We start from the raw sequence: 16550 nt of genomic DNA, 5'->3' as shown, positions 1-16550 counted from the left end.
TAAAGTCTCATCGTGGCCAAATCGCCGACCCGCAATCCGCCGATCACCGAACACCTCGCCTATCTGCTGGCGCAGGCCAATCGGGAGATCAACCGCCAGCTCGAAGCACGGCTACGCAGCGAAGGGGTGCCGGTGGAGCAGTGGCGCATCCTCAAGGTGCTGTCCGACGGCAAGGGTCATTCGATGGGCGAACTCGCCGAGGCGGTGCTGCTCAATCATCCGACCCTGACCAAGATCATCGACCGGATGGTGTCGGATTCGCTGGTGTACCGCGTCCAGGACCCGGAGGACCGCCGCAAGGTGCTGATGCACATCTCCGATCGCGGCAAGGCGCTGACCCAGCGGCTGAATGCGCTGGCGCTGAGCCAGGAGGCGCATATCGCCGAGAGCTACGGCGACAAGGCCACCGCCGAGCTGAAGCGGCTGCTTGAAAGCCTGATCGACAGCGCGACCTGAGCGACCTTCCAGCATTGCGCATGCTGCGGCTGCGAACGGCGCAGCCGCCTGCAGCGACACGCCGCAAGATGCGGCGATCGCAACGACTATCCTGCACCGCCGAACTGGCCTAGATCAGCGGGCGATGCGCCGTGCCAAGCGGCCGCCCATTCGAGTGAGGAAACATGCAATACCGATCGCCCTGGATGACCGAAGAGCTGGACACGTTCCGCGACCAGTTTCGTAAATTCCTCGCCAAGGACCTCGCTCCTCACGGCGAAAAGTGGCGCAAGCAGAAAATGGTCGACCGCTCGGCCTGGCTGAAGCTCGGCGAGATGGGCGCGCTGCTGCCCAGCGTTCCGGAAGAATACGGCGGACTCGGCGCCAGCTTCGCTTACGACGCCGCGGTCTATGAGGACATGGAGAAGATCGTCCCGGACGCACTGAGCGGCGTCACCGTCTCGAGCGGCATCGTGGCGCACTACATCCTCAACTACGGCTCGGAAGAGCAGAAGCGGCGTTGGCTGCCCGGCATGGCCCGCGGCGAGCTGATCGGCGCGATCGCGATGACCGAGCCCGGCACCGGCTCGGACCTGCAGAGCGTGCGCACCACCGCCAAGCTCGACGGCGACGACTACGTCATCAACGGCCAGAAGACCTTCATCACCAACGGCCAGAATTGCGACCTGATCATCGTGGTCGCCCGCACCGGCGGCGCCGGCGCCAAGGGGCTGTCGCTGATCGTGCTGGAGACCAAGGACAACCCCGGCTTCAAGCGCGGCCGCAACCTCGACAAGATCGGCCTGCACGCCTCCGACACCTCCGAGCTGTTCTTCGAGAACGCCCGCACGCCGAAGGAAAACCTGCTCGGCGGCGAAGAGGGCAAAGGCTTCGTGCAGCTGATGCAGCAACTGCCGCAGGAGCGGCTGATCATCGCGATCGGCGCCGTGGCGGCGATGGAGCGCGCCGTGGCGCTGACCTCGGACTACACCAAGGAACGCAAAGCCTTCGGCCAGCCGATCATCGAATTCCAGAACACCGCCTTCACGCTCGCCGAGCGCAAGACCGAGGCGTTCATCGCACGGGTGTTCGTCGACTTCTGTCTGGTGCAACTGATCGCCGGCAACCTCGACGCCGTCACCGCCTCGATGGCGAAATGGTGGACCACCCAGAAGCAGGTCGAGACCGTCGACGAATGCCTGCAGCTTCACGGCGGCTACGGCTACATGCAGGAATACCCGATCGGCCGGATGTTCATCGACTCGCGGATCCAGAAGATCTACGGCGGCACCAACGAGGTGATGAAGCTGCTGATCGCCCGCTCGCTGTAAAGAGCGTTCAGGCGCCTCCTGGTGCTGCTCTGCGAGGGCAACAAGGAGGCGCCCGCGGCGGTCAGTCGCCGCTCTCCGAGACTTCACGCTTGAGGCGACGCGGATCCTGGGGCTGGCCGTCCCAGGGCACCGGCCGCTCCAGCCAGCGCTGGATGAAATTCCACGATCGCCGATAACCGTTGTGCGGCAGGGTGCAGTCCGAACAATCCTTGCGCGTCAACCCGTTTCGATCGGCGAACGTCTTGTACGGGCCCGGGCACTGATACGCGCTCAGCGGGCAGTAGCAGAACAGGCAGTTGAACTCCCGTTCGACGCCGGGATGACACGGCAGAAACGGGCAAGCCTCGTTGGTGAAGCCCTTGAAGGCTTCGTTGGTGGTGGTGTCTTTCGGCTCCATAACCGTTCCCTCGCGCCGCAGCAGTGGACCGCCGGCTTGATCGCAACGGCGCTGTGGCGGGTTCTGATTGAAGGGGAATGAACGCAAGGCGATGCCGAGCGTCGCGTGACGCTGCGATCGCGGCTGCGCGCGGCTTCGCCTGCTAAGAGAATTCGGTCATCGCTGCTCCGCTCTCGACCCGCCGTCGATCGGTTAGATGCTTCCGTCTCCGGCCGGTCTCCTGGCTCACGGATGTCGCCCGGATCGCCTTCCCGACGCCGATGGCGTCAGTGGCCGTCTGATCCGGACAGATCCGCTTACAGTTGCGGGGGCAGCTACGGATTTGGTGAAAGTCACCGCACCGTATTCCCAGTTTCACCTCGCATGCGAGGCACCGAAGACGTCGAAACCAGAGCACGCGCCCGGTGTGCGTGCAAGTAAAAATGGCCGCGGTGCACCGCAGCAGGCGATTTAGCCGGCGATGCGATTGACGCAGACGATGCGCCAGCCGGAGGAGCCGAGCCGATCGATCAGCGTCAGCGACAGCGGATCGATCACGAAGCTAAAGGCCGCTTCCGGCGACATCCCCAGCGCGATCGCCAGCACCGCGCGAATCGTCCCGGAATGCACCACCATGACGACGTCGCCGTCGGCCAGGGCCGCCAGACCGCGACGAACCCGTGCAATCTGGTCGACGAAACTCTCGCCGCCCGGCGGCGCCAGCCGCGCGGCATCCTGCCAGAACGCCTCGTAGGCCGGGCCGAGCTCGCGCGCCAGATCATCGTGGCGACGCCCGGTCCAGGCACCGAAATCCTGCTCGCGGAAATCCGGCTCGAGCACCGGCTCGAAACCGATCGCCGCAGCGGTCTCGCGCGTGCGCCGACTCGGACTGGCGACCGCCGCGGCCTCGCGCGGCAGCGCTTCGCGCAGCCGGCTCAGCCGCGCCGCATCGCCGAGATCGACCGGTGCGTCGGGCGAATGGATGACACCCTTCGGCCCGTCCACCGGGGCATGCCGGACCAGCCACAGCCGGCTGACATCACTCATCGATCGATCCTCGCACGACTCATCGAGCAGACAGAGCACGCCAGAAGCGCAATCCGCAAGCGAGCGCAGCTTCGCCGGTCCTCCTCGGCGGAATTGAAACCGACCCTCCGTCGCCGCGTTGAAGCCGGCACAGATCTCCGTATCAGATGATATGCGAAAGGCCCTCGGCTTCATGAAGGACGTGCATCGTGTCTTGATCGACAAACTCCGTGAGCATTCCCGCCTGTCGAGCGACGATCTGGCGGCGATCCGCGGTCTCAGCTTCACCTTGCGTGAGCTGCAAGGCGGCGAAGATCTGGTCCAGCAGGGCGAATCCCCGAAAGGAGCCGCATTGGTGGTCGACGGCATGGTCGGGCGTTATCACCTGCAGCGAAATGGGCGGCGCCAATTCCTGTCGTTTCACATGGTCGGCGACTTGCCCGACTCCCAGGGCATCTTCCTCGAGCGGATGGATCACTCGCTCTGCGCAATCGGACAAGCGGTCGCGGCGATCATTCCACATCGGGAGATCCTGCGGATGTTCGAAGCCCGGCCCGGTCTCGGCTTTGCGATCTGGCGCGAAACCCTTGTCGACGCTGCGATTTTTCGTGAAGCGATCACCAACAACAGCGCCCGGACGATGAAGGCCCGGATGGCGCATCTGTTCTGCGAGCTGTTCTACCGCGCCGAAGTCTCCAAGCTCACCGACGGCAATTCAATGCAGCTCCCGATCAGCCTCGCCCAACTGGGCGACACCCTGGGCATGGCGATCGCCACCGTCAATCGGACCATCTCGTCGCTGCGGGCATCGAAGACGATGGACTTCCGCTATGGGATTCTGACCATCCGAAACTGGCAAGGCCTCGCCAAGATCGGCGAATTCGATCCCGGCTATCTGCACCTCAAGCGCGCACCGGCGCGCTGACGTCATCCGGCAAAAGTTACGCGGCGGCGTCGTCCGGCTCCGGATAGACGCCGCGCAGCACCACGTCGAAATGCTCCTTCACCGCGTCGTTGCAGCGGCAGGCACGCATCCGCAGCTTGTCGGCATCGTCGACGATCAGCGCGCCGCGCCGCGTGGTGAGGATGCCCTCCTGGCGAAATGCCTGCAGCACGCGGCTGGTGTAGCTGCGGCCGACCCCCATCATCGCCGCGAGCTGTTCGTGAGTGAGCGGCACCGTCGTGTCGCCGGTCCGGTCCATCGCTGCAGCGATCCATTTCGCTGTGCGCTGCTCGATCGAATGGATCGCGTTGCACGCGGTCGATTGGAACATCTGCGCCATCAGGCAGTCGGCGTAGCGTGCGAACATCGCCTTGAAGCTCGGCGAACGATCCTTGGCGGCCTGGATGTTGAGGATCGGCACGCGGACGAACGGCCCCTCGAACTTGACGACGATCAGGCAGTACGCCGGCAGGAAACCGGAACTGACGATGCCGCCGACCGCGCCCTCGCGCCCGACCAGCACGGTCTCGACGCCGCGGCCGTCGCCATCGGTCACTTCATAGGAGACCAGGCTTGGCCCGCACGGAAAGAACGCGCTGCCGACGTGATCGCCGGGGCGATACAAAAGATCTCCGGCCGCGCGGGTCTCGCACCTCAGATGCGGACGCAGGAGCTCGAAATCGCTCAGGCTCAATGCTCGCAACAAATTGTTGTTCGGCCTTTCAGAACCGGCGATCACGGCTGTTCCTCTGTCTACTAGTGAACGGAACAAATAACCTACCGGGGCTAGATTGGTTCCAGCGTCCAGCGAGGCACGTTGCGAGTGTCTCAGCCTCTAGCCGGGTGGACGGCTTGTCGTCGGCTCGCTTCCCCCCACCCGTAAGGTTTCCATTGGCTGCAGGTGCAACGATCCTATCGACGACCGTCTCTGCTCATCGCTCCCGAGAGATCGGGCGTGTAGCAGCGTGCGCCGCGGCTTCGCGGGGGGCACGACGTGCCGCATAAGGTCGATCTCACCTCCTGCGATCGCGAACCGATCCACATTCCCGGAAGCATTCAGCCGCGCGGCTGCCTGCTGGCGTGCGACTCGCAAGCGGTGCGGATCACGCGCATCTCGGAAAACGCCGGCGCCATTCTGGGCCGCGAGACGCCGCGGGTCGGCGAGCTGCTGGCCGACTACTTCGGCGAGACCGAGGCTCACACGCTGCGCAACGCTCTGGCGCAGGCATCCGACCCGAAACGACCGGCGCTGATCTTCGGCTGGCGGGACGGCGGCACCGGCCGCGCCTTCGACATCTCTCTGCATCATCACGACGGCACCTCGATCATCGAATTCGAGCCCGCGGCCGCCGACCATGCCGACAACCCGCTGCGGCTGACGCGGCAGATCATCGCGCGTACCAAGGAGCTGAAGTCGCTGGACGAGATGGCGGCGCGGGTGCCGCGCTATCTGCAGGCCATGCTCGGCTATCACCGGGTGATGATGTATCGCTTTGCCGCCGACGGCTCCGGCGAGGTGATCGGCGAGGCCAAGCGCGGCGACCTCGAGAGCTTCCTCGGGCAGCATTTTCCGGCTTCCGACATCCCGCAGCAGGCGCGGCTACTGTATCTGAAGAATGCGATCCGCGTGATCTCGGATTCCCGCGGCGACAGCAGCCGGATCGTGCCGGAGCGCGATGCCTCCGGCGCCGCGCTCGATCTGTCGTTCGCGCATCTGCGCAGCGTGTCGCCGATCCACCTCGAATATCTGCGCAACATGGGCGTCAGCGCCTCGATGTCGCTGTCGATCATCATCGACGGCACGCTGTGGGGCCTGATCGCCTGCCATCACTACGAACCGCGCGTGGTGCCGATGGCGCAGCGTGTCGCGGCCGAAATGTTCGCCGACTTCTTCTCGCTGCATTTCACCGCCGTCCATCACCAGCGCCGCTTCCAGGCCTCGCTGCGCACCCGCCGGACGCTCGACGCGCTGACCAGCCAGATGTCGTTCGATGCCTCGGTCGACGACTTTCTGCGCGCCAACCTCACGCGTATCGCCGACCTGATTCCGAGCGACGGCGTCGGCCTGTGGATGAACGGCGTTTGGACCGCGCACGGTTCGACGCCGCCGGCCAACGCGCTGCCGTCGATCATGTATCTGCTCACCGGCCGTGCCGGAAACGAGATCGTCGCCACCCACGCTTTGGCCGACAGGATCGTGGCGGCGAGCGACTATGCGGGGGCGGCCGCCGGCATGCTGGCAATCCCGCTGTCGCAGACCGCCGGTGATTACTTGCTGTTCTTCCGCAAGGAGCAGGTGCAGACGCTGAACTGGGCAGGCGATCCAAACAAGACCTACGAGGCCGGGCCGCTCGGCGACCGTCTGACGCCTCGCAAGAGCTTTGCGATCTGGAAGGAGCAGGTCGAGGGTCAGTCGATCCCGTGGAACGCGGATGATCGCGACACCGCGGCGACCATCCAGGTCGGCTTGCGCGAAGTGCTGCTGCGGCAAAGCGAAATTCTCTCGGCGGAGCGCAAGAAGGCCGAGGTGCGCCAGCGCGTCCTCAACGAGGAACTGAACCACCGCGTCAAGAACATCCTGGCGCTGATCAAGTCGCTGGTGAACCAGCCTGCCGGCGAAGGCAAGTCGTTGGAGGAATTCGCTTCGGCGCTGCGCGGGCGGATCATGGCGCTGTCTTTCGCGCACGATCAGGTGGTGCGATCCGACGGCGGCGGCGCGCTACTCGATCTGATCCGCGCCGAGCTGTCGCCTTACCCCGCCGCCCAGATCGTGCTGGACGGTCCCGACGTCGGTCTGGATTCCCGCGCCTATTCGGTGATGGCGCTGGTGCTGCACGAACTGGCGACCAACGCGGCGAAGTACGGCGCACTGTCGCGCTCGTCGGGCCGGCTGAAGGTGACATGGACGGCGCGCGCCGATGGCCGCTGCGACGTCGAATGGGCCGAGACAGGCGGCCCGCCGGTCCGGCCGCCGACCCGGCAGGGCTTCGGCACCGTGCTGCTCAGCCGCAGCATTCCGTTCGACCTCGGCGGCTGGAGCGAGATCGACTACGCGCCAGGCGGCGTCGTCGCGAGACTCGGTATTCCCGGTCAGTTCGTCACCGAGTCGCTGCAGCGGCCCTCGAGTCCGCAGCCGAACAGTGCAAGCGGCGACAGCAGCACGCTGAACATCGCCAACGCGGCGATCCTGCTGGTCGAAGATCAGCTCGTGATCGCGCTCGATGCCGAGGAAATGCTCGGGGCTATCGGGGCCAGGTCGGTGATCTCGGTGGCGTCCGCCGAAGAGGCGCTGCTGACGATCATGCAGCAGCCGCCGACTCTGGCGATCCTCGACGTCAATCTCGGCAGCGGCAGCTCACTGCCCGTCGCCGACGAACTCGAACGGCTCGGCATCCCGTTCATGTTTGCAACCGGCTACGGCGACACCGCGATGATTCCGGAGCGCATGCGCGACCTGCCGATCGTGCGCAAGCCATATTCGATCGAGTCGCTGCGCGGCGCCCTGGCGGCGATGCTCGACGACCGCGGCTGACGGGCTTCCCGCCGCGTCCTCAGCCGATGCCGACACCGAGCAGCCGGTCGGCCAATTCGCGATCGGCCCTGAACTCGGCCGCCCGGCCGCGCCAGACGATACGGCCGCGCTCGACCACCAGCACATCGTCAGCAAAATCGAGCGCGCGCTCGATCTGCTGTTCGACCAGCACCACCGTCATCTCCCCGGACTGTGCCAGCTTGACGATGGTTTCCATCAGTTGATCGCAGATCACCGGCGCGAGGCCTTCGAGCGGCTCGTCGAGCAGCAGCACGCTCGGCTTGCCGAGCAGCGTGCGCGCCAGCGACAGCATCTGCTGCTCGCCGCCCGAGAGCTGCATGCCGCCGTGGTTGCGCCGCTCGGCGAGGCGCGGGAACATCGCGTACACCGACTCGAGTTCGGTTCGCGGCCGGCCTTTGAGGCCGGTGAACAGATTCTCTTCGACAGTGAGCGAGCGGAAGATGTCGCGGGTCTGCGGCACGTAGCCGAGCCCGGCGGCGGCGCGGGCGAAGGTCTTCAGCCCGGTGACGTCGCGCTCGCCGACGCGCACCGAGCCGCCCTTGTGGGTGGTCAGTCCCATCAGCGTCGCCAGCAGCGTGGTCTTGCCGACGCCATTGCGGCCGAGCACGGTGAGCCGTCCACCGGCCGGCACCGAAAAGCCGATGTCGCTCAGAATGCTCACCGAGCCGTAGCCGGCGCTGAGGCCTTCGACGTCAAGACGCGCGGCGGGCATCGGCATAGTTTCCCAGATAGGCCGCACGGACGGCGTCGTTTTCCTTCACCTCGGCGGGGGTGCCTTCGAAGATCAGCGCGCCGTTCGCCAGCACCAGCACGCGCTTTGCGAATTTGAACACCAGATCCATGTCGTGCTCGATCATCAGGATCGCGATCTCCGGCGACATCCGGCCGATCGCTTCGAGAATCCGCGGCGACTCGTCGTGCGGCACGCCGGCGGCAGGCTCGTCGAGCACCAGCACACGCGGCTTCATGGCGAGACCGATCGCCAGATCGAGCAGCCGCTGCTGGCCGTAAGCCAGCTTGGTCACCGGCGTCGCCGCCAGATGGCCGATGCCGAGCAGGCTGAGCACGCTCTGCCACTCGTCGCGGACGTCGGCCTTGTCCATCACCGAGGAGAACATCCGCCTGGTCAGGCCGCGGCGTTGCATCACGGCGAGCGCGACGTTCTCGGCCACCGTGAGGCTTGTGAACAGCCGCGTCACCTGGAAGGTGCGGACCAAGCCGCCGCGGACACGCTCGGGGATCGACGCGGTGGTGACGTCCTCGCCCGCCAGCAGGATGCGGCCGTCCGACGGCGCCAGATCTCCGGAAAGCTGATTGACCAGCGTGGTCTTGCCGGCGCCGTTCGGGCCGATCAGCGCGACCCGGTCACCGCTCGACAGCGTGAAAGAGACGTCGTCGGTGACGCGCAGGCCGCCGAACGATTTCGACAGGCGCTGGACTTCGAGCAGGGTGGTCATCGCGCGGCCCTCGCCTGCCTGAAATCGCCGATCCGCCGGGTCACCTCGTTGACCAGCCCCTTGGGGAAGAACAGCACCACCACGATCAGCAGTACGCCGACCAGGATCATCCAGTGGAACGGGCTGGCGGTCGAGACGTAGTGGTGGAACAGCTCGAACAGGATGGCACCGATCAGCGCCCCCCACAGATTGCCGGCGCCGCCGAGGATCAGCATGATCAGCGCTTCGGCCGAGCGCTCGAAGCTGACGCTGTCGAGCCCGACCACGCCGGTGTTGATGGCGGTCAGCGCCCCGCCGAGCCCGGCGACCGCGCCGGCCGCGCAGTACATCACCACCAGCCGCGGGTACACCGAGACGCCGATCATCCGCGTCCGCAGCGTGTCGTCCTTGATGGCGCGGCACATCAACGCGAACGGCGAACGGCCGAACCGGAGCAGCGTCACCATCGTGATCAGCAGAACGATCACCGAGAACACGTAGCCGGTGCGGCCGAACATATCGAAGTTGAAGATGCCGAACACCGGCCCCGGGGAGATGCCGGCCAGGCCGTCGCTGCCACCGGTGATCGACGACAATTTGTTGGCGAGCGCGGCGACGAGCTGTCCGAACGCGATCGACAGCACCAGTTGCGGCAGGCCGCGGAAGCGCGTCACCAACAGGCCGGAGACGAGCCCGGTCGCGGTGCCGGCGAGCGCGCCGATCAGCAGCATCAGGATCGGATCGGTGACGCCTGCGAGACAGAAATTGCCGGCCGCATAGGCACCGACTCCGAACAGCGCCGCATGGCCGAGGGTGGCTACACCACAATAGCCGGTGACGAGATCGAGCGAGATCACCAGGAATGCCAGACCGATCACGCGGATCAGAAAGGCGAGATCGTCGGGATAGACGAAATACCCGATCGCCCCGAGCACGGCGATCACCGCGGCGGCGATCAGGTCGTTGCGGAGACCGGCCCAGGCCGAGGGCGCTGCGGTGACGGACAAGGTCGCCATCTTTAGTGCGCCTTTCCGAACAGGCCGTGGGGGAACACGTAGACGATCACGATCACCGCGACATAGAAGAAGAACTCGCCGAACTCCGGCGCCAGATATTTGCCGGTGGTGTCGGCGAGGCCGAGCAGCAGCGACGCCGCCATCGCGCCGGTCACCGAACCCGCGCCGCCGACCGAGACCACGACCAGGAACGTCACCATGTAGCGCAGCGCGTAGAACGGCTCGACCGGCAACAGCTCGGCACCGACCACGCCGCCGAATGCGGCGAGCCCGACCGCGAGCGCGAAGGTCGCCGAATAGACGATCTGGGTGCGGATGCCGAGCGCCTCGGCCATGTCGCCGTTGTCGACCGCCGCGCGCAGCCGCACGCCGAACTCGGTCTTCTCGATCATCAGCCACAGCGCCACCGCGGTGACGACGCCGCAGCCGATCACGAACAGCCGGTGCGCCGGAATCATGCGGAAGCCGAGATCGAACGGCCCTTTCAGCATCTCCGGGAGCGGGATCGGCTTCGAGGTCGGGCCGAAGATGTAGTTGGCGATGCCGACGATGAAGAAGGTGATGCCGATCGTCAGCAGGATCTGGGTCAGTTCGTCGGAGCGGCGATAGATCCGCCGATACAGCAGAAACTCGAACGGCACCGAGATCACGACCGCGCCGATCACCGCGATCAGGATCGCGATCGGGTAGGACACGCCGAGCGAGGTCAGCGCGAACGAGGCAAAGTAGCCGCCGATCATCGCGAACGCGCCGTGGGCGAGATTGACCACGCGCATCAGGCCCATCATGATCGACAGGCCGATCGAGATCGTGAACAGCACCATGCCGTAGGCGAGAGCGTCCGGCAGGATTCCGAGAATCGTCCGCATCACAGAGCCGCCCACGCGGACGTCGCCGATCTGGTTCGATTCAATTCAGCGTTCACAACCTCACTCCCGACTCGACTTCACGCCGTTTTCCCAGAGCGCCTCACCGATTGATCGAGGCGCTATCGCCCATTCCACATTGCACTGTGTCCTCATCCTGAGGAGCCCGGCGAAGCCGGGCGTCTCGAAGGATGGGGCCACGCGTTCCTTGCGGCCCATGGTTCGAGACGGCGCTTCGCGCCTCCTCACCATGAGGTGGTGGTCGCGGCAACCATCCCGACAGCCAGCCTGATTCTACGACGAACTGAACCGATCTAGTCGACAACAGCCCTCCGCGCCAAGTCACGAACCAAGCGCGAAGGGCCCAAAGTTTCGGCTTACTGCTTAACCAGTCCCCAGTCCGGCTGATCCTTGAAGGTCTCGATCTCCTTGTTGATCAGCTTGCCGTCCTGCTTCACCACTTCGCGCAGATAGACGTTCTGGGTGATGTGGCGGGTGGTCGGATCGATCGACACCGGGCCGCGCGGGCTGGTCCACTTCATGCCCTTGACCGCCGCGATCGCCTTCTCGGGATCCTGCTTGCCGCCGGTCGCCTCGATCATCTTGTAGATCAGGCGGGCGCCGTCATAGGCGGCGACCGACGTCATGGTGACGTCGCTGAGCTTGGCGCCGCCCTTTTCGAGCTGAGCCAGAAACGCCTTGTTCTCGGGCGAGTCGTGCGACACCGCATAGTGATAGGTCGACAGGATGCCGATGCCGGAATCGCCGATATTCGGCAGATCGGGCTCGGTGACGACGTCGCCGGTCGACATCAGCTTGACGCCGGATGCCTTCAGGCCGTTGTCGATATAGGCCTTGACGAAGCCGAGGGTCGGCGGGCCGGCGGGCAGGAAGGTGAAGATCATGTCGGCGCCCGAATCCTTGATCCGCTGCATGATCGGGCCGAAATCGGTGGTCGCCAGCGGCATTCGCACGGATTCGACCACGCTGCCGCCTTCGGCCTCGAAGGTCTTCTTGAACGCGGTCTCGGCGTCGATGCCCGGACCGTAATCGCTGACCGCGATCGCGACCTTCTTGGCGCCCTTCTGCTTGGCGACCTTCGCGGCCGGCACTGTGTTTTGGTACATCGTGAACGAGGTGCGGACGATGTAGGGGCTTTTCTCGGTGATCGACGAAGTGGCGGCGTTCATCACCACCATCGGCACCTTGGCTTCCTGCAGCAGCGGCGCCACCGCCATCGCGTTCGGCGTGAAGTACAGGCCGGCGATGTACTGCACCTTCTCCTTGACGATCAGTTCCTGCGCCAGCGCCTTGGACTGCGCCGGATTGGGCGAGACCTCGTCGCGATAGACGAACTCGACGGTGTGGCCGCCGACCTTGTTGCCGTGCTCGGCGACCCAGGCGTCGATGCCCATTTTATAATTCTGGCCGAACAGCGCGTACGGCCCCGACATGGTGCCGATCACGCCGACCTTGATGGTGTCGGCCTGCGCGGCGCCGACACTGAACGAAATCGCCGCGGCTGCGCACAGCCACCCAAACTTTTTCACCATCCGTCTCGCTCTCCTCTGCCTGATCCTGTTATTTGCGTTTAGTTATGCTCAGAACATCTCGAAATACTCGCGCTGCTCCCACTCGGTGACTTCCGCCTGGAAGCGCTCGATCTCGGCATTCTTGATGAACGTATAATAGTCGACGAATTCGTCGCCCAGCGCGGTACGGAAGAACGGATCGTCGCGCAGCGCGAAGATCGCCTCGCGCAGCGATTTCGGCAACAGATCCGCCTTGGTCTCGTAAGGCGTATCCGCCGACGGGCCCGGATCGAGCTTGCGGTCGACGCCGTCGAGGCCCGACAGGATCTGCGACGCCATGTACAGATACGGATTGGCGGCCGGCTCGCCGACGCGGTTCTCGATCCGCGTCGCCTTGTCGCCCGGCCCACCGATTACGCGCAGCATCACGCCGCGATTGTCGCGGCCCCAGATCGCACGATCTGGCGCCAGCGAATAGGAACGATAACGCTTGTAGCCGTTGATGGTCGGCGTGGTGAACACGGTCGCGGCGCGGGCGTGCGTCATCAGCCCGGCCAGATAGTGCCTGCCGAAATCCGACAGCACGTCGCTATCCGACATGAACGCGTTGCGGCCGCCGTCGCGCGCCACCAGCGACTGGTGCAGATGCCAGCCCGACGACACCACGTTCGGAATCCGCGGCCGGCACATGAAGGTGGCGTGATAACCGTGGCGGCGACAGATCTGCTTCACCGCGGCGCGGAACAGCACCATCAGATCGGCCGGCAGCAGCCCCACCGTCGGCTGGAAGGTGAACTCGCACTGGCTCGGGCCGAACTCGACCTCGATCGAACGCAGCGGCAAGCCGAGCGCGAGAATGTCGCGGCGGATCAGTTCGAGCACCGGCTCCATCTGGTCGTAGCGCTGCTCGGTGAGATACTGATAGCCGTGCGACAAGAGACTCACGCTCGGCGGTTCGCCGGGCTGGCCGGCATGCTCCGGCCGCATCTTGGAATCTTCGACCTTGAAGACGTGGAATTCGACCTCGAGTCCCGCCTTGTAGTCGTAACCGCGGTCGGCGAGCTTCTGCAGCACCGAGCGATAGATGCCGCGGGTCGCGAACTGCACCGGGCGGCCATCGGCGAAGTACAGATCGCACAATACCCAGCCGGTGGTCGGTGCCCAGGGCAGGACGCGGAACGTGGTCGGATCGGGCAGCATGACGACGTCGGCGCCGCCCTGCATCTCCGACATGCCGAAGCCCCCGCCGGCCTGAAACACCGGAAACACCGTCTTGTGCGAGGTGTCTTTCGCCAGCATCGTGGTGGTGATGGTGGCGCCGCTGTCGAGGCAGTTCAGCGCTTCGGACGCCACCAGCGTCTTGCCGCGCAGGATGCCGTGCTGATCGGGGAACGAGAACCGGATGGTTTCGAGCCCCTGCTCTTCGGCGATGCGGCGGACCCGCGCCGCCGCATCGATCTGCTCCTCGGACCACAGGCCGTGCCGGGCCGCCAGGCTGTCGCCCGTTGCGTATCGCTGGTGCACGTTCATTCTGCGGCCGTCAGATGCGGGACCTTGGCGGCGATCTCGGACGGCACCGGCGCGGCCCACGGCGCGCCGCGGCGACGCTTGACGTCGACCTCCATCCAATAGGTCTCCCAGCCGCGGCTCGGGCCGATGCCGTCCATCGTGGCCGGCCCCTGGATCGCGCGGGCCGCAGCCTCGTCGAGCGCGAGCAACGGCCTGGCGCCGGAGGCGGCCTTTTCGATCTCCTGGCGCAGCAGCCTGCGATACTGGATGATCGCCTTGTCGCTCTGGCCGAGATGCTCGCGAGTGCGATCCTGGATCGCGCCCATCGACTCCACCGCCCACTGGTCGTGCACGTTGATGTCCAGTCCCATGCCGGTGTAGGTCGCGGTCGCCTGCTCGTGCGGATCGAAGCCGTAATCGTTGGTCTTGTTCTTGCGCGACTTGTAGTCCGGCAGCTCGTACAGCTCGAGGCGCTGATCGCGCATCTTCAACTTGTCGACCGGCGCAGCGTAGCTGGTGAAGATCGCGTACCAGTAACAGTGGGTGTCGTCGACCGGGACGTGCCACTGCGTGATCGTCATCTCGGTGCTCATCGGGATGACGAAGCCGTGCGGGAACAGCTGATTGGTGACGCGGACGTGGGTGCGTTCGTCGTCGATCTCGCGCAGCGCGATCAGCCGCAGGCCGTATTCGGTGTGCTCGACATTGATGATCGGGCGATCGTATTCGCGCAGCACCTTGGTCATCGGCAGATCGCTGCCCGCCGAGGCGCCGCGGAATTGCTTGCCGTAGGCCTGCGAGGTGTCCTCATCCTCGAAGAAGCGGTGCAGGAACGAGGCGTGCGCCGGGTCGATGCCGACCTCCAGCGCCTGCAGCCAGTTGCATTCCATCAGCCCCTTGAACGCGAACACATGGGTATCGGGGGCGATGAAGCAATCGATCTCCGGAAACGCCGGCGGCTCGCCCGCGCCGAGATAGGCCCACAGGATGCCGCCCTTGGCCACCACCGGAAACGCGCGCTGCTTGATGTTCTTGCACAGCGGGGAGCCGGCCGGCTCGGCGGGGGTGTCGATGCAATTGCCGTCGACGTCGAACAGCCAGCCGTGGAAGGCGCAGCGCAGGCCGCCGTTCTCCAGCCGCCCGAACGCGAGGTCGGCGCCGCGATGCGGGCAGTCGCGATCGATCAGGCCGTAGCGGCCGGTCTCGTCCTTGAACAGCACGAAGTCTTCGCCGAGCAGCCGCACCGGCTTGATCGGCCGCTCGCCTTCGAGTTCGTCGACCAGCGCGGCCGGCTGCCAATAGGCGCGCATCAGCTTGCCGCAGGGCGTCCCCGGCCCGACCCGGGTGATCAGATCATTCTGTTCCTGGCTCATCATGGCGTCGGCCTCCTTGGCGCAGCCTCGGGCGGCTGCCTTGTTGTGAGCGCAGGAGCGACCGCGGTCAGCGCGCGCAGCAGCTTGTGGGTGCCATAGCCGCTGACATTGATCCTGACCATCATTCGCCCTGCACAGCAAAACGTTCGATAGACGAACATTCGTTCGTTTAGAATGAAACTGCCTCTAAAGAGCATCTCGTGCAAGAACAAATTCTCCGCGTTCCGTGCCTATGAGGATGGCAGCCGCCTAAGTCGCTGGCGAACTTGTGTTCGTTGATCGAACAATCGTATAGCTCGCGCTCAAAAGTCGCGGCGCGTGCCGTCGGCGCTCCGCCTCGTCCCCATACAAAGTACCCGCATGCCCAAACTGAAACGAACCGCCGACGACGCACCGACCGAGAGTGCCGAGTTCATCGAAAGCCTGTCGCGGGGATTGCGGGTGATCGAAGCCTTCGGCGCCGAACAGCGGCCGATGACGCTGAGCGATGTCGCCAAGGCCTGCGATCTGCCGCGCGCGACGGCACGGCGTATCCTGCTGACGCTGCAGAGCGCCGGCTATGTCAGCAGCGACGACCGGCTGTTCGCGCTGACGCCGCGCGTGCTCGGACTCGCCTCTGCCTATCTGGCCTCAAACCAGATCAGCGCGGTGCTGCAGCCGCTGATGGACCGGGTGTCGGCCAATGCCAAGGAAGTCTGCTCGCTGGCCATTCTCGACGGCGAAGACGCGGTGTTTGTGGCGCGGGCCAGCCCGGCGCGGGTGTTCTCGGCCGGGATCGATCTCGGCTATCGATTGCCGCTGTTCTGCACCTCGGTCGGTCGCGTACTGCTCAGCCGGCTCGACAACAACGAGCTGACCGCGACCATCAACGGCATGACGCTGGCCAAGCAGACCGAAGAGACCATCGTCGACAAGCAAACGGTGATCGCCACCATCATCGCCGATCGTACCAAGGGCTACTCGCTGGTCGACCGCGAAGCCGAGCCCGGCTTCCGCTCGGTCGCGGTGCCGATCCGCCGCTATGACGACACGATCGTCGCCGCCGCCAATATCGGTGCCCATGTCGACCGGATCACCACCGGCGAGATGATCGACCGCTTCCTGCCGCTGCTGCAGGCGATGGCGGAGGAAGCCAAGCCGCTGATGATGTGAGT

Annotated in this window: 15 protein-coding genes and 1 riboswitch; of the genes, 5 read left to right on the top strand and 10 right to left on the bottom strand. The window is 65.3% G+C overall.

The genetic code is table 11. The features are described 5' to 3' along the window. Nucleotides 1–12: 12 nt before the first annotated feature. Together DWA33_RS14040 and DWA33_RS14035 are read left to right on the top strand one after the other, a co-directional pair. Nucleotides 13–456 carry a MarR family winged helix-turn-helix transcriptional regulator gene (locus DWA33_RS14040; protein ID WP_114358694.1) on the top strand — a complete coding sequence of 148 codons (444 nt, stop codon included), beginning with the start codon at nucleotides 13–15 and terminating at the stop codon, nucleotides 454–456. A 164-nt stretch (nucleotides 457–620) separates the two neighbouring features. Beyond that, on the top strand, nucleotides 621–1766 hold the full coding sequence (locus DWA33_RS14035) for an acyl-CoA dehydrogenase family protein (RefSeq protein WP_114358693.1): 1146 nt from the start codon (nucleotides 621–623) through the stop codon (nucleotides 1764–1766). A gap of 61 nt (nucleotides 1767–1827) precedes the next feature. Here DWA33_RS14035 and DWA33_RS14030 read toward each other — a convergent pair whose 3' ends face one another. Continuing rightward, nucleotides 1828–2163 carry a cysteine-rich small domain-containing protein gene (locus DWA33_RS14030; RefSeq protein ID WP_114358692.1) on the bottom strand — a complete coding sequence of 112 codons (336 nt, stop codon included), beginning with the start codon at nucleotides 2161–2163 and terminating at the stop codon, nucleotides 1828–1830. Nucleotides 2164–2356: 193 nt separating this feature from the next. Further along, a riboswitch (cobalamin riboswitch) is annotated at nucleotides 2357–2556 on the bottom strand. 57 nt (nucleotides 2557–2613) lie between these two features. Next, nucleotides 2614–3189: a histidine phosphatase family protein gene (locus DWA33_RS14025; RefSeq protein ID WP_114358691.1), complete on the bottom strand. Its 576-nt coding sequence runs from the start codon at nucleotides 3187–3189 to the stop codon at nucleotides 2614–2616. A 172-nt stretch (nucleotides 3190–3361) separates the two neighbouring features. Between DWA33_RS14025 and DWA33_RS14020 the strand changes: the two genes are divergently transcribed. Then, complete coding sequence (locus tag DWA33_RS14020) at nucleotides 3362–4093, top strand: Crp/Fnr family transcriptional regulator (protein ID WP_114358765.1); 732 nt, start codon at nucleotides 3362–3364, stop codon at nucleotides 4091–4093. 16 nt (nucleotides 4094–4109) lie between these two features. On the opposite strand, the gene DWA33_RS14015 is transcribed toward DWA33_RS14020, so the two are convergent. Further along, nucleotides 4110–4883 carry a Crp/Fnr family transcriptional regulator gene (locus DWA33_RS14015; RefSeq protein ID WP_430707893.1) on the bottom strand — a complete coding sequence of 258 codons (774 nt, stop codon included), beginning with the start codon at nucleotides 4881–4883 and terminating at the stop codon, nucleotides 4110–4112. Nucleotides 4884–5105: 222 nt separating this feature from the next. On the opposite strand from DWA33_RS14015, the gene DWA33_RS14010 reads away from it, so the two are divergent. Further along, nucleotides 5106–7643 carry an HWE histidine kinase domain-containing protein gene (locus DWA33_RS14010; protein ID WP_114358689.1) on the top strand — a complete coding sequence of 846 codons (2538 nt, stop codon included), beginning with the start codon at nucleotides 5106–5108 and terminating at the stop codon, nucleotides 7641–7643. A 19-nt stretch (nucleotides 7644–7662) separates the two neighbouring features. On the opposite strand, the gene DWA33_RS14005 is transcribed toward DWA33_RS14010, so the two are convergent. The 7 genes from DWA33_RS14005 to DWA33_RS13975 form a co-directional block, all read right to left on the bottom strand. After that, on the bottom strand, nucleotides 7663–8376 hold the full coding sequence (locus DWA33_RS14005; RefSeq protein WP_114358764.1) for an ABC transporter ATP-binding protein: 714 nt from the start codon (nucleotides 8374–8376) through the stop codon (nucleotides 7663–7665). Beyond that, nucleotides 8357–9121 (bottom strand): ABC transporter ATP-binding protein, encoded by a 765-nt coding sequence (locus DWA33_RS14000; RefSeq protein ID WP_114358688.1) that lies wholly within the window; start codon nucleotides 9119–9121, stop codon nucleotides 8357–8359. Before DWA33_RS14000 ends, DWA33_RS14005 begins: the two co-directional genes overlap by 20 nt. Next, on the bottom strand, nucleotides 9118–10116 hold the full coding sequence (locus DWA33_RS13995) for a branched-chain amino acid ABC transporter permease (protein WP_114358687.1): 999 nt from the start codon (nucleotides 10114–10116) through the stop codon (nucleotides 9118–9120). The genes DWA33_RS14000 and DWA33_RS13995 overlap by 4 nt, the downstream gene beginning before the upstream one ends. Before the next feature lie 2 nt (nucleotides 10117–10118). Next, nucleotides 10119–10985, bottom strand: a complete 867-nt coding sequence (locus DWA33_RS13990; RefSeq protein WP_114358686.1) for a branched-chain amino acid ABC transporter permease — start codon at nucleotides 10983–10985, stop codon at nucleotides 10119–10121. Between the two features lie 374 nt (nucleotides 10986–11359). Continuing rightward, nucleotides 11360–12535 (bottom strand): ABC transporter substrate-binding protein, encoded by a 1176-nt coding sequence (locus DWA33_RS13985; protein WP_114358685.1) that lies wholly within the window; start codon nucleotides 12533–12535, stop codon nucleotides 11360–11362. 48 nt (nucleotides 12536–12583) lie between these two features. Beyond that, nucleotides 12584–14044, bottom strand: a complete 1461-nt coding sequence (locus DWA33_RS13980) for a glutamine synthetase family protein (RefSeq protein WP_114358684.1) — start codon at nucleotides 14042–14044, stop codon at nucleotides 12584–12586. Then, a complete protein-coding gene (locus DWA33_RS13975; protein ID WP_114358683.1) occupies nucleotides 14041–15399 on the bottom strand; it encodes an aromatic ring-hydroxylating dioxygenase subunit alpha in 1359 nt (452 codons plus the stop codon). Before DWA33_RS13975 ends, DWA33_RS13980 begins: the two co-directional genes overlap by 4 nt. A gap of 357 nt (nucleotides 15400–15756) precedes the next feature. On the opposite strand from DWA33_RS13975, the gene DWA33_RS13970 reads away from it, so the two are divergent. Next, entirely contained in the window at nucleotides 15757–16548 is a 792-nt protein-coding gene (locus tag DWA33_RS13970; RefSeq protein ID WP_114358682.1) for an IclR family transcriptional regulator domain-containing protein, read from the top strand. The last annotated feature ends 2 nt before the right edge of the window (nucleotides 16549–16550 follow it).

Origin of the sequence: Rhodopseudomonas pentothenatexigens, assembly GCF_900218015.1 — a bacterium.
Lineage (GTDB): Bacteria > Pseudomonadota > Alphaproteobacteria > Rhizobiales > Xanthobacteraceae > Rhodopseudomonas > Rhodopseudomonas pentothenatexigens.
Note: the sequence above shows the minus strand (reverse complement) of the source record. Positions and strands in the feature narration are given on the sequence as shown.

Excerpts from the sequence above, each read along its gene's own strand:
- DWA33_RS14035 (WP_114358693.1), top strand. The coding sequence starts at position 621 with ATGCAATACCGATCGCCCTGGATGACCGAAGAGCTGGACACGTTCCGC.
- DWA33_RS14030 (WP_114358692.1), bottom strand. The coding sequence starts at position 2,163 with ATGGAGCCGAAAGACACCACCACCAACGAAGCCTTCAAGGGCTTCACC.
- DWA33_RS14025 (WP_114358691.1), bottom strand. The coding sequence starts at position 3,189 with ATGAGTGATGTCAGCCGGCTGTGGCTGGTCCGGCATGCCCCGGTGGAC.
- DWA33_RS14020 (WP_114358765.1), top strand. The coding sequence starts at position 3,362 with ATGAAGGACGTGCATCGTGTCTTGATCGACAAACTCCGTGAGCATTCC.
- DWA33_RS14005 (WP_114358764.1), bottom strand. The coding sequence starts at position 8,376 with ATGCCCGCCGCGCGTCTTGACGTCGAAGGCCTCAGCGCCGGCTACGGC.
- DWA33_RS14000 (WP_114358688.1), bottom strand. The coding sequence starts at position 9,121 with ATGACCACCCTGCTCGAAGTCCAGCGCCTGTCGAAATCGTTCGGCGGC.
- DWA33_RS13995 (WP_114358687.1), bottom strand. The coding sequence starts at position 10,116 with ATGGCGACCTTGTCCGTCACCGCAGCGCCCTCGGCCTGGGCCGGTCTC.
- DWA33_RS13990 (WP_114358686.1), bottom strand. The coding sequence starts at position 10,985 with ATGCGGACGATTCTCGGAATCCTGCCGGACGCTCTCGCCTACGGCATG.
- DWA33_RS13985 (WP_114358685.1), bottom strand. The coding sequence starts at position 12,535 with ATGGTGAAAAAGTTTGGGTGGCTGTGCGCAGCCGCGGCGATTTCGTTC.
- DWA33_RS13980 (WP_114358684.1), bottom strand. The coding sequence starts at position 14,044 with ATGAACGTGCACCAGCGATACGCAACGGGCGACAGCCTGGCGGCCCGG.
- DWA33_RS13975 (WP_114358683.1), bottom strand. The coding sequence starts at position 15,399 with ATGATGAGCCAGGAACAGAATGATCTGATCACCCGGGTCGGGCCGGGG.
- DWA33_RS13970 (WP_114358682.1), top strand. The coding sequence starts at position 15,757 with ATGCCCAAACTGAAACGAACCGCCGACGACGCACCGACCGAGAGTGCC.